Origin of the sequence: Spirosoma endophyticum, from assembly GCF_900112365.1 — a bacterium.
Taxonomy (GTDB): domain Bacteria; phylum Bacteroidota; class Bacteroidia; order Cytophagales; family Spirosomataceae; genus Spirosoma; species Spirosoma endophyticum.
On record NZ_FOLQ01000056.1, the window covers coordinates 1 to 10,450 of the forward strand.

The 10,450-nt window shown below is 45.1% G+C and carries 13 protein-coding genes; 8 read left to right on the forward strand and 5 right to left on the reverse strand.

From position 1 onward, the window contains the following. Positions 1–745 precede the first annotated feature (745 nt). The 7 genes from BM202_RS35910 to BM202_RS35940 all read left to right on the forward strand — a co-directional run bounded on the left by BM202_RS35910 (position 746) and on the right by BM202_RS35940 (position 6,721). Positions 746–1,219: a BfmA/BtgA family mobilization protein gene (locus tag BM202_RS35910; RefSeq protein ID WP_093835337.1), complete on the forward strand. Its 474-nt coding sequence runs from the start codon at positions 746–748 to the stop codon at positions 1,217–1,219. Next, on the forward strand, positions 1,216–2,235 hold the full coding sequence (locus BM202_RS35915; protein WP_093835339.1) for a DUF5712 family protein: 1,020 nt from the start codon (positions 1,216–1,218) through the stop codon (positions 2,233–2,235). The genes BM202_RS35910 and BM202_RS35915 overlap by 4 nt, the downstream gene beginning before the upstream one ends. Next, positions 2,232–2,927, forward strand: coding sequence for a hypothetical protein (locus BM202_RS35920; RefSeq protein ID WP_093835341.1), 696 nt, complete (start codon positions 2,232–2,234; stop codon positions 2,925–2,927). Before BM202_RS35915 ends, BM202_RS35920 begins: the two co-directional genes overlap by 4 nt. 124 nt (positions 2,928–3,051) lie before the next feature. After that, entirely contained in the window at positions 3,052–4,815 is a 1,764-nt protein-coding gene (locus BM202_RS35925; protein ID WP_093835343.1) for a T9SS type B sorting domain-containing protein, read from the forward strand. 338 nt (positions 4,816–5,153) lie between these two features. Further along, positions 5,154–5,378 carry a hypothetical protein gene (locus BM202_RS35930; RefSeq protein ID WP_245776941.1) on the forward strand — a complete coding sequence of 75 codons (225 nt, stop codon included), beginning with the start codon at positions 5,154–5,156 and terminating at the stop codon, positions 5,376–5,378. Positions 5,379–5,699: 321 nt separating this feature from the next. After that, positions 5,700–6,011 carry a hypothetical protein gene (locus BM202_RS37740; RefSeq protein WP_093835345.1) on the forward strand — a complete coding sequence of 104 codons (312 nt, stop codon included), beginning with the start codon at positions 5,700–5,702 and terminating at the stop codon, positions 6,009–6,011. A 224-nt stretch (positions 6,012–6,235) separates the two neighbouring features. Beyond that, positions 6,236–6,721, forward strand: a complete 486-nt coding sequence (locus tag BM202_RS35940) for a hypothetical protein (protein WP_093835347.1) — start codon at positions 6,236–6,238, stop codon at positions 6,719–6,721. 175 nt (positions 6,722–6,896) lie between these two features. Here the strand turns inward: BM202_RS35940 and BM202_RS35945 are convergent, their stop codons facing one another. Together BM202_RS35945 and BM202_RS35950 are read right to left on the reverse strand one after the other, a co-directional pair. Further along, positions 6,897–7,376 (reverse strand): hypothetical protein, encoded by a 480-nt coding sequence (locus BM202_RS35945; RefSeq protein WP_093835349.1) that lies wholly within the window; start codon positions 7,374–7,376, stop codon positions 6,897–6,899. Between the two features lie 122 nt (positions 7,377–7,498). Further along, positions 7,499–7,909, reverse strand: coding sequence for a hypothetical protein (locus BM202_RS35950; RefSeq protein WP_093835351.1), 411 nt, complete (start codon positions 7,907–7,909; stop codon positions 7,499–7,501). Between the two features lie 338 nt (positions 7,910–8,247). On the opposite strand from BM202_RS35950, the gene BM202_RS35955 reads away from it, so the two are divergent. Then, complete coding sequence (locus BM202_RS35955) at positions 8,248–8,769, forward strand: helix-turn-helix transcriptional regulator (RefSeq protein ID WP_245776942.1); 522 nt, start codon at positions 8,248–8,250, stop codon at positions 8,767–8,769. Here BM202_RS35955 and BM202_RS35960 read toward each other — a convergent pair. The 3 genes from BM202_RS35960 to BM202_RS35970 all read right to left on the reverse strand — a co-directional run bounded on the left by BM202_RS35960 (position 8,755) and on the right by BM202_RS35970 (position 10,317). Beyond that, positions 8,755–9,099, reverse strand: a complete 345-nt coding sequence (locus tag BM202_RS35960) for a type II toxin-antitoxin system RelE/ParE family toxin (protein ID WP_093835353.1) — start codon at positions 9,097–9,099, stop codon at positions 8,755–8,757. The genes BM202_RS35955 and BM202_RS35960 overlap by 15 nt on opposite strands. Next, positions 9,089–9,307 carry a hypothetical protein gene (locus BM202_RS35965; protein ID WP_093835356.1) on the reverse strand — a complete coding sequence of 73 codons (219 nt, stop codon included), beginning with the start codon at positions 9,305–9,307 and terminating at the stop codon, positions 9,089–9,091. Before BM202_RS35965 ends, BM202_RS35960 begins: the two co-directional genes overlap by 11 nt. An 83-nt stretch (positions 9,308–9,390) precedes the next feature. Further along, positions 9,391–10,317, reverse strand: coding sequence for a replication initiation protein (locus BM202_RS35970; protein WP_093835358.1), 927 nt, complete (start codon positions 10,315–10,317; stop codon positions 9,391–9,393). Between the last annotated feature and the right edge of the window lie 133 nt (positions 10,318–10,450).

A 10,450-nucleotide genomic window follows, 5' to 3' on the forward strand; every position in this document is an offset into this window, starting at 1 on the left:
ACCGACCAAACGCTACTTTATTAAGCACATTTCACCGACCAAACGCTACTTTATTACCGACCAAACGCTACTTTATTAAAGTTATCCACAGTGTAAATCTTTAGTAATCAAGTAGTTATTTGCTAAAAATTTTCCTTACAAGTGTTAACAAGTGATATTTGATAATACACAATCACTTGTTGTCGAAAAAAGTGGCTTGAAAAACGGCTTTTTAGGGATTAAAAAGGAAGGGTAAGAAAAGCAGATCAGAGATTACTAATGAGTCGGTCAAAAAACAACGGGGAAAGGAGAAGAAAAAGCAAAAAACTAAAAAGGAGGAGGGGGCGGTCAACTATAAATTTAGTTAACTGTTCCACGATTTGTATTATTCTAATAGTAATTCTAATATCCCTTTAGTAAAGGCTGATGAAAAGAAAAGAACTTTCCTTATACCATTCCCTTTCCAATACATTTACTCCGACCTATCTAATCTCCTCCCGCTGGTCAGGGTATCATTTGGTAATCTGTTTGATCTTCTTTAGCTTCCCAACGAGATAGTAAACCATCCGGCGGTGGTGTCGTGGTACGGTCTTGTAAGAGAGCGAGACGGAACGCTATTCCCCTACGGGTCATACCGTTCGTCCCGCTCTACGAGGTTGATAACCAAGTGATTAACTTATAATAGAGTTGATAATGTACGTATTTATGGTATATTTTACTTATAACTAATTGATAATCAATATTAAATGGTATACTTTATGCACGTATGAATACAAAACGAACTGACCGTAAGTCCGTCGCTCTACACGTGGGAACTCATCAGCAGTTGGACCGTATGGCCCAGAAAATGGGCCTACCAATGACCGACGTCATCACCAGTATGCTTCATTTTTTCGCCGTCACGGGGCTCGATCCTAGCCAGCCTAAGGCCGATGACCCCGCTACAGCCCTGAAAAAACTGACCGATAAAGTCGAGTCACTGGATAAACGCTTTATTGGATTTATCCGAGAGCAGGAAAAAGAAATTCTTCGGCCTATGCGCGCCGACGTGCAGGCTATGCGCCAGGAAGCAATCCTGACCCCGGATCAGTTAGAGGAGCAGCTAACGGGCGTAGTCGAAGCCGTGCAGACCTTGTTGCGCGTTTCCTTCCGTACCGCCCTGGTCGATAACGCCCTGCGCAGTGACTATAAAAAGCAAGCGGATCAACTCATCGCGGAGCAAAACGGCAACCCCCTATGATGACTAAGATCCCATCCAGCGGTAAGGGCCTGTCGAGTCGCAGCGGTTCGTGTGGAGGGCTAGCGGCCTATCTGGAGAAGGAGCAACTAGGTCAGTGGTTCGGCCAAAAGCTGGAGAACGTAGCGGGCTACCAAGTAGTGGCTGAAATTGACGCCAACAAGCGCAACTTAGGCATCACCGATGACAAGTACTACCAGATCGTGTTGGCTCCTTCCAAAGCGGAGTTGGCTCATATTGGGGCGGATGTCGAGTCTCTAAAGGCCTTCACCCGTTCCGCGATGGAACAATACGCCCAAAACTTTGGAAAGGGGATTGAGAGTAAGGACTTAGTCTGGTACGCCAAGATCGAGCACAGCCGTAGCTATGACTACACCGACCGGTCCGTTCAATTAGGGGAACAGGCCAAAGGGAGCCTTAAGCTGGGGGATCAGACCCATATTCACGTGATCGTGAGTCGCACCGAGAACTTGCGGGAATACAAGCAGGGACTGGCTGAGGGCCTGCACCAACGGAAGAACCCGTATCATTTGAGCCCTTTGACTAATCATAAGGGCACGACGAAAGGCGTTGTCTTAGGGGGCTTTGAGCGCAACGGCTTTAGTCAACGGGTGGAGCAGTGCTTCGACAAAGGCTTTGGCTATGAGCGGAGCCTGACCGAATCGTTTCGGTACCTACATGGGATGAAATACGGGGATGAAGGCCTGAAACTGGAATTACAACAGGCCGCCACGTTGGAGCGTAGTCAGCAGCGGGAGCAGGCCCGTAGCTTGGCGTTAGCGACTCAGCAGCGACAGGCTGAGTTACAGGCCGGTTTAGGGCAGGCTTATGGGCAACGCGACAGCCGGGCACTGAGCCAAGCCCTGGAACAAGCGGAGCAGATCCGCCAGCAGCAAGCCTTGGAACGTCAGCGGGAAGAGGCCCACAAAATCGAACTTGAACGAACGCAACGCATCCAACAGGAACAACGCCTTGAACACGGTATGCGTCATCAACGAGACCAGGGATTAGGATTATGAAGGAGAATAAGTTTTTAAACAATCTGAATCAGAAAGGGTCGGCAAATCCATCTACGGCGGTTAACGGACAGGCTGTACCGGTGAACCCACCCGCTCCCACCAGCAGTGGACCTTATGATCCTATCAATCGGTTGGTCGAGGAGCTGAGCCGCCAGAACCGGGCTACTGAAGGGCTGTTGAGTCGGTTCGACGCCTGGGAGAAGCGACCGCGCGGAGCGACTCCCGAGGAGCTGCAAACGTTAATCAGCGAGTATCGAAACGGGATTGTCTATACGCCTGATTCGGTGAAGCTGGCCAGTTTGTTGCTGCCAGAGTTGACCAATGGCATGCCTAGCCTGGCTAATCTACAAGCCGCCACCGACGAAGGGGTGCAGGCGATTCGGGCGGCAGGCTTGGAGGCCGCTGAGCGTATCGAAGCCGCTAGCACGCGAACGGTAGCCTATATCGAACGGGCCAGTCGCAGTCGGGCGGATGTGTTGGCGGGTCGCATCGGGTTTTCCTCCTGGCAATCGGGCGGGATAGTCTTCTTGGGTTTCTTGCTACTGGTCGTGGGTGCGGTGCTGGCCAATCAGCAACGAGAAGCGGCTTTAGCCCAAGCCCGAACCGAGACCCAGGCGGTGCGGGAGTTCACCAACTGGGTAAAAATGCAACCCGAAGGCAAGCGGCTCTACGAGCGGTATTATAATCCCTAATACGACAAGTCTATTTTTAGGGTTGCACAGAACCTGTTCATCATAGCATTAGCCCTGGCTACCGGATGATATGAACCCATATACTGATTTGTCTGCTCAGACGTTTTTCTGAAAAATCAGCGTTATGATCCGGCTTGTACTGATGGGTTGGTTGGGGCTATGGGCCAGCTTGATGAGTCAGGCTCAAGTAGTTGACTGTCAAACGATTGGCTTTGAAGATGGCTCCTTTGGCGGCTGGGAACGTTGGACGGGCGAATTCTCGCCCTATCTTTTTCCGCTTCCCTACCGGCTAGAACCGGGTAGCCTTCACGACTTTAACGGTCAGTACGGTCATACCATTACCAGCGTAGGGGATGGCTATGATCCCAACGTTAAGGAGCGAATTCCGGTTGTGGCTCCAGGTAGCCGACATTCGGTGCGTCTGGGTGATTTAGATGTAGGGGGCTTTCTTGATCAGTTACGGACGAGTTTTGTTGTTCCTATCGATAAGCCTTTACTACGGTATCAGATCGCTGTTGTTCTCCAGAATCCAAATCATCGACCCGATCAGCAACCCGGTTTTAGTTTAGTCGTTCGCACCCTGAATGGGGATACGATTCGCTGCGGCTATTATGAGGCGGTCGCTACGAATCGAACCGCCGGTTTTATCTATCAACCGTCTGATGAGCCGTCTGAGCGACTCATTTATCGCAATTGGACGAGTCATGTACTTGATTTACGGGCCTATGTCGGTCAGACATTACGGCTGGAGGTGACTGCTCATGACTGTAGCGAGGGCGGCCATTTTGGGTATGCCTATTTTGATGCGCAATGTCTGGCCACGTCTATTTCAGCTTCGTCGGTCTGTACCCCGCAGGGCAGACAGATCCGCTTAGCGGCTCCGCCGGGCTTTGATCAGTACCTATGGAATACGGGTGATACCACGGCTACCGTTTCCGTTAGCCCCCAACTTGGCACTACCTACTGGGTTGATTTGCAATCAAGATCGGTTCTTAATCCCAGCTGTCAAACGAGCTTACGGCTGAACTACCGAGTCGAGCAGCTCCAATTTCCAACGGTTCAGCAGGTAAGGGTATGCGCTGGCGAGTCCTATCGAGTCGAGGATTCGCTGTACACCCAACCTGGTACCTATCATCATGCGTTTCACCGGCCTTGGGGTTGTGATAGTCTTCTGATTACCGAATTGATCGTACTGCCTACCCCCAGTTCTACTCAGCAAGTCACGCTTTGCGCGGGAAGCCAGTTGGTACTTGGGGATAGTGTTTATAGCCAATCGGGTGTATATCTGAACCGGTTTGTTCGAGCAGCACCCCTCTGTGATAGCTTAGTGACGACTCAGCTCCTGATCCGACAAATTGATCTTGTGCCGCCACGGGACACGCTCATTATGCAAGGGGATAGTATTCAAGTAGGGGTGAATCCGTCAATTGGCACCAACTACACCTATAGATGGTCCCCCGAATCGGGATTATCTTGCCCAACTTGTCCAATAACCTGGGCTAGTCCAAGTCAACCGACGCTTTATCAACTGGCGGTAAGCATTCCTTCTACCAATTGCCAGACCTCTTATCCTTTACATGTAGATGTTCTGGCGTGTTTACTAGCGGTTCCCACTTCCTTTACACCCAACGGAGATGGGATCAATGATTCGTTCAATGTCGTGCTGAACCCGTGCTTAGGCCGAATTCGGCAGCTAAGCATCTACAATCGGTGGGGTCAGCTTATTTTTCATCAAGAGTTGACATCGTCTCTGGAGAAGCTTTTCAGTTGGGATGGTAAGTATAAAGGCGAACTGGTTCAAACGGGTGTCTATGGGTATCAACTCACGCTGGAGTCCCCCACGGGAAAAATGAGCCGACATACAGGCGCGTTAACCGTGATTCGTTGATCAAAAACAAGCCAATAACGTCGCTCAACAACGGGGTAAAAAAAGGCTGGATAAGCCAATTTTTTTGCCTAATGAAATTTGCACTTTTTGAAGAGGTGTTGTATAAGAGTTCTTATGTTAAGAAACTTTTCCAAGAATTAACCTCTAAAAACAGAGCCTAAAACAGGGAAAATAAAAGCTATAAAACTGGCTAGAGTTACCCGTCAACAGATCCGACATAAAGTGGTAGTTTGCGGCTAAAAGAGCACTCCTGAATTAAACGCCTACCGTGATGGAAAAGGAATTTGAAGCCAAGAATCTCGTGCAGTTTCGTCTGATGGGTACCGCAACGGCGGACCGTGCCCGATGGCAACCTGCTGGTGAGTTTTTACCAACTCGATGTCTTTAACGAGCAAGCCGTGAACTGGCATATTGCCAGCTTACTAGTGGAGAATAAGATGAATCGAGATGTGCTCTACGAAGGCAATTTGCAGAACAATACACACTACCCGACGGCGATTTACAAGCTTTTGGAGCGAGTCAATCAGTACGTCAACTGTGTGCGGATCGAGCGAGTAAAGTAGCTACTTTATCGACTTTTGTTAACATAACAAGGATTATATAACAGTAATGAAGACAATTGAGGGAGTTCCGGACGGCTGGACATTGACTTACCAGGAAGTATCGAATAATGTCTACACAGTCCATCTTGTAACAAACTTTGGCTCAGTAGTTGAGACAACAGATAGTGATGATCTTGATAGCATAATAGCTCATTGCGTTGAGTCGGCCAGAGAGATAGAGAATCGTACTAGGTTAACATAAAGACACTTATATAACAAAGCAAAGTCCTGAATGCAACGCATCTTCACTGGCTAGAGTCCTCCTTCTAAACCCCTACAGATATGAAGATATTATTTCTCTTTACCCTAGCCCTAGTTCCACTTGGTTGTCAGAAAGACCAAGTAGAAGCCCAGGAAGAAAAAGCAACTCTGTTAGGCTATTGGTACGCTTCCTCAATCAATGCATCAGCGAAGGCCTGTGCAGATGGTTACCAGATTCGAACCGAATCTGGCCAGTACCGTACCCTAACGCTACCAACTCCATTTGACAAAGCAACTAGTGACAGTGTTGGGGTATGGATTCGTTATAAGGTTGTGGCCAACGATAACTGCAGTACTAAATCAATCGAAGTAATCTCAATCCGGAAAAGATGATTTTTGGACAAAGCTCATCTATAGCCGTATTCGACCAAGAATTGATTTCTTAGGAAAGTCGAACAACATAAAATCAGTTATAGAACATCTCTCCAAAAAGTTCTATTAGCTGTGTAACAATAATACCAGCGGTTTTGCATTTTATCGGTAAAGACCAATCCACTTCTCTGCTTACCATTTTCTAGTAAGCTGGTCCTAGTCTTGTTCCTAACCGCTCTGTATTAATGAACCAGCCACGATCAACGTATTATCTACTAATCATAGCCTTAGGACTAACTAGCAGTTGCGATCAGCCGCAAATTGATTTCCCTAAACGTGCGCTTGCCGTTGAAGGGACTTATCAAGCCGATACCTACTATAACAAGACGGGAGTTGGTGACTTCTATCCTATTCAAGGGCAAACCATGACCTTAAAACTGACAGCTGTAACTGATGATTCAGTACGCGTAGAGATTCAAGCGACTGCTAACGGAGATTATTCACCCGGCAGTAATCGAGTTTATGAAAAACTGTTGGTCAACCAAGAGATTGATGCTACTATAGTTAACAAAAAGCAAGTGAATTGCATTACTTATAGTATTGATCTGCCGGCTATTGTCGGTCAACCATCAACAGCAGGCTTGCTCAGAAAGCGATGTAAAACAGGTGGTATTGATTATTATTTTACGGCACCGGTTAGTCAAGCGGAAGCCCATGTTGAATTTCGCTAGACCTTAAAAAGTATCCTTTCTTTATTAAATGCAAACCGGAATTAATTTGAGGAAGGGCCGTATTTGCACAAAAACAAGAGATGTTGTATAACTACACTTATGTTAAGAGAAATTTCTTAGAAAGGACTCATTCTTTTATAACGCGAGAATAAGTCCTTTCTAAGTTTAATACTATCTACACATCATTCTTCTCAAAACGAATTGACTTAGCAATAGTGGGGGTCTGTTGAGGAGTAAAAAAGTAGTCAGCACTTTGCTTGTCTTTGTAGATCCATATTTGAGTGTTTGTCGTGGAAATTGGACTACCTGGCTTTCCTGTCAAATAAATATAGGTGGCCGTATTCGTTGGCGATTCAATATAAGCTTTTGGATATGACAGAGTTTGGGTAGGCGAATAAACCCCGTTTGGTAAAGCGTTAGCCGTTGATGAGGGGGTTATTTGAACACTGACCGTATCAGCAGATACATATTTTATTTGCAGCGTTAATTCCTGGCCGTTTATCGGATAGGGAATTGCGTTGCCAGAGCTAGTCGACTGGTCATAAAATTTAGCTTGGTAAGTTCCCTCAATTGACTGAGCGGGCTCTACATCAGAGTGCTTACAGGATGCACTCCCTATTAAGAATAAACTAGCACAAAGCAGTAGGTTTCTCATGGCTAAACAGATGTTGAGTTATGGTCAATAAACTACTAAATATATGCATTGTCTTATTCTAATATAAATTTTAATATATCGTTGGCACAGGTGTTATATAAGTGGCATTATAATAAGCTATGCTATTTTAACAGTTCAGTAAGCCCCCAAGGTACTAGACACATTAAAGCAAGTCCTAGCCCATATACTAGGGCCGCTTTCCCGCGCCAAGAAACTAATTTGTCATGACTGATTTCGCGCTGTAAGGGTATAGCTGAGAGCTGATGTAACAGCCAACGAATGAAAAAGTAAAAAGGCATATGCATTAGCACTGCCATGATAATAATCACCAAAAAATTATGCTTAAAGATAGCAGGAACTGGAATTCTTAACTGCCACTGAATGATCGCTATAATCGATAAGAAAACGGCATAGTAGCAATATAAAGCGGCACCGAACAGAAATTGATAGGACTCTTCTGCGTGCTGTTGATCTTTCTGAACAAGTAGTTCTTGGTAGCAGTAATCGCGAAAGCTAGTCAGCAGCTTTTTCATGAATTCATACTAGTCAGTGAGTGGTTTGATTACAAGCTAAACCTGTAAACGGTCGTAATAGCCTGTATCAAACTTACCCTGCTTTGGTATACGGACATGCATTATATGATGGACGGAAGAAAAAGCTTTTTTCTGTTGTATAATCAAATGTTATGATAACCTAGTGAATTTGTAATGCAACTCATAATGACTAGTCATTATGAAACTGTTGATTATTGAATACTTTGAATAGTCAGCCTTACATTGGTAAAATTTGTAATAGTTCTATGTAAATGGTATTCAGGATGATTAATCACACAAATGGCTCAGAAAAGCTATAAAGCTATATATTTGGCCTTGTGACTAATCATATTATGATAATAACTAATCAGGAATTCTTAACGATCAAAGAAGCTGCTCAGCAGTATAACCGTTCTGAACAAACGATTCGCCGACTAGTCAAACAGCATATTTTGACTAGTCATGTACGGTCTGAAGACACTCCCAAAGGAAAAGCATATCAGGTTAGCCAAGTATTGTTGCGACAGGAATATGAAGTTCATTCTGTAACCCCGCTACCCGCCTTAGTAGTAAGTGATTCGCTTCAGCTGGAGAATCAACAGCTTCGAGAGGCAGTGGCTGAGCGTGATCGGACAATCCAGCAACTACAAAATCGCCTGTTTGAGCAAGGAGATGTTATGAATGCGATGGCTAATCAGTTGACTAGTCAGATGACTAATCAGAAAATGAGTCATATTGAAGAATTATTACTTCAGCAAAACGTGCAATTAGGAGATTTACAGAAAAGGCTACCTTCACCTGAAGCTGAAGAATCAACACATAGTAAACGTAACTTATGGCACCGACTATTCGGTCGCTGAGTCGTCTTCGATTAGATCTAAATAGGTATCTAATTCGCCTGAGTCTAAATTCTCCTTTTCGGATTTGTCATAAATGGCCAGCAAATAAACTGCTTCCTGAGTCACCTTAACAAAGGTAATTACCCGTGCCCCTCCTGACTTACCCTGCTTTTTGCTCGCAATGGCCATGCGGACTTTGTAACAACCCTTTCCTAAAGCTGCTCCCTGTGTAGGGTCTTCTCTCAGGGAGTCAAATAACGTTCGCAAATCCGTTTTCAGCGATGGATATTTTTTGGCTAATCGCTTGGCTTGCCGGTCGAAGGTCAGAAGCCGTTTTAGATCATAACTCATCGAGCAACTCGTAAGCGTCACGGGCCTGGGTTTTCCCCGCTAACACATCGTTTAGTTCTTCAACGGCTTCACCTAGCTCTGCTAGGAATAAGGCTTTTTCGTTGGAAACACCTAGTGGAAGAGGCTTAGCCTTAACAAACGATAGACTCCGTAGCAGTTCCATCATGAAACTTACTTTGTTGTCAGGGATATCTAGAACGATTTTCATACAAGCAAGATAGTGATATTTGTCATTTTTGACGCGTTTTCAGGCTCTACACGCCTTTATCTGGTAGTTGATGGTCCTCTCTCTTATTTTTCTCTTCCCTTTGTTTCTAGGCCAAATACTTTGGCTGTGTAGCTTCCAATGTTTTTTACCTTGCCATCGGCGATTTTCACTTGAACGTCGTAGAGTTGGCGAGTGATAGTTTCAGAAGAATGATTAGCTAATATCTGTTCTGCTTGGTCAGAGCGGAGTCGGAATTGTTTGATCAGTCGCTCCTGCAAAGTTGATGTTTGAACTGTTTCTAGTTTGGCTTGATAAAAGACCTCAAACTCGACTTCAACTACCGGTTTACGCCCCCGCCCTGGTCGGTCCCCATAAATAGGCCTGTAAGCGAATGTCAAGTCAGTATGGCCATTTATCTCTTTGGCCGCCACCTCTAAGACCCTCATTTGAAAGCGGGTCCAATTAGAATAGCTATCTTTTCCTGTCTTTGGGTCTATAACCCAAAGCATATTTTTGAGGTCAATCAAGTTGCGCCGAAATGTCTTGTCTTTCATGTTTTTATACATACACAGCAGCTCATAAATCCGTTTGGCGTAGGCTGAATTAAGTGAAATAGCCGCAACCAACTGTATTTTAGTGTATTTCTCGTTCAACTCGACGTAAAACGGGCGGACCATTTGAGATAACTCTATTTGTATAGTTCCCGTCCCCTTCTTGTACAGAGCTGAAGCTATAAAAGTCGCTTGTAACACGTCCCCGTTTGGCAAGGTAGTTTCAAAGACCCGCGATAATAATTTACGTGAAGCTTGCTTATAAGCCTCAAATTTCAATTCTTCTGACCCAGTTATATGAGCCATTTCTTTGACTGATACCTGATACATCTTGGTAACTGGATCATCTTTCTTTATGCTTGCGACGACCATGTACAAGATATTCTTCTCTGCTTCACTCATTTCGTAGCGAGCAACAGTAAGAACATTGTCTTGCCAAATCTCTATTACCTTATTCATGATAAAACATTGATAAGCAAAACTATGCAAAAAAGTAGCAATAAAAAGTAGCAATAACTTTTAAAAAATATTATTCTACCGACCAAACGCTACTTTATTAAGCACATTTCACCGACCAAACGCTACTTTATTA

Bases quoted from the DNA above. Each gene is read 5' to 3' on its own strand.
- BM202_RS35910 (WP_093835337.1), top strand. From the start codon at position 746: ATGAATACAAAACGAACTGACCGTAAGTCCGTCGCTCTACACGTGGGA.
- BM202_RS35915 (WP_093835339.1), top strand. From the start codon at position 1,216: ATGATGACTAAGATCCCATCCAGCGGTAAGGGCCTGTCGAGTCGCAGC.
- BM202_RS35920 (WP_093835341.1), top strand. From the start codon at position 2,232: ATGAAGGAGAATAAGTTTTTAAACAATCTGAATCAGAAAGGGTCGGCA.
- BM202_RS35925 (WP_093835343.1), top strand. From the start codon at position 3,052: ATGATCCGGCTTGTACTGATGGGTTGGTTGGGGCTATGGGCCAGCTTG.
- BM202_RS37740 (WP_093835345.1), top strand. From the start codon at position 5,700: ATGAAGATATTATTTCTCTTTACCCTAGCCCTAGTTCCACTTGGTTGT.
- BM202_RS35940 (WP_093835347.1), top strand. From the start codon at position 6,236: ATGAACCAGCCACGATCAACGTATTATCTACTAATCATAGCCTTAGGA.
- BM202_RS35945 (WP_093835349.1), bottom strand. From the start codon at position 7,376: ATGAGAAACCTACTGCTTTGTGCTAGTTTATTCTTAATAGGGAGTGCA.
- BM202_RS35950 (WP_093835351.1), bottom strand. From the start codon at position 7,909: ATGAAAAAGCTGCTGACTAGCTTTCGCGATTACTGCTACCAAGAACTA.
- BM202_RS35960 (WP_093835353.1), bottom strand. From the start codon at position 9,099: ATGAGTTATGATCTAAAACGGCTTCTGACCTTCGACCGGCAAGCCAAG.
- BM202_RS35965 (WP_093835356.1), bottom strand. From the start codon at position 9,307: ATGAAAATCGTTCTAGATATCCCTGACAACAAAGTAAGTTTCATGATG.
- BM202_RS35970 (WP_093835358.1), bottom strand. From the start codon at position 10,317: ATGAATAAGGTAATAGAGATTTGGCAAGACAATGTTCTTACTGTTGCT.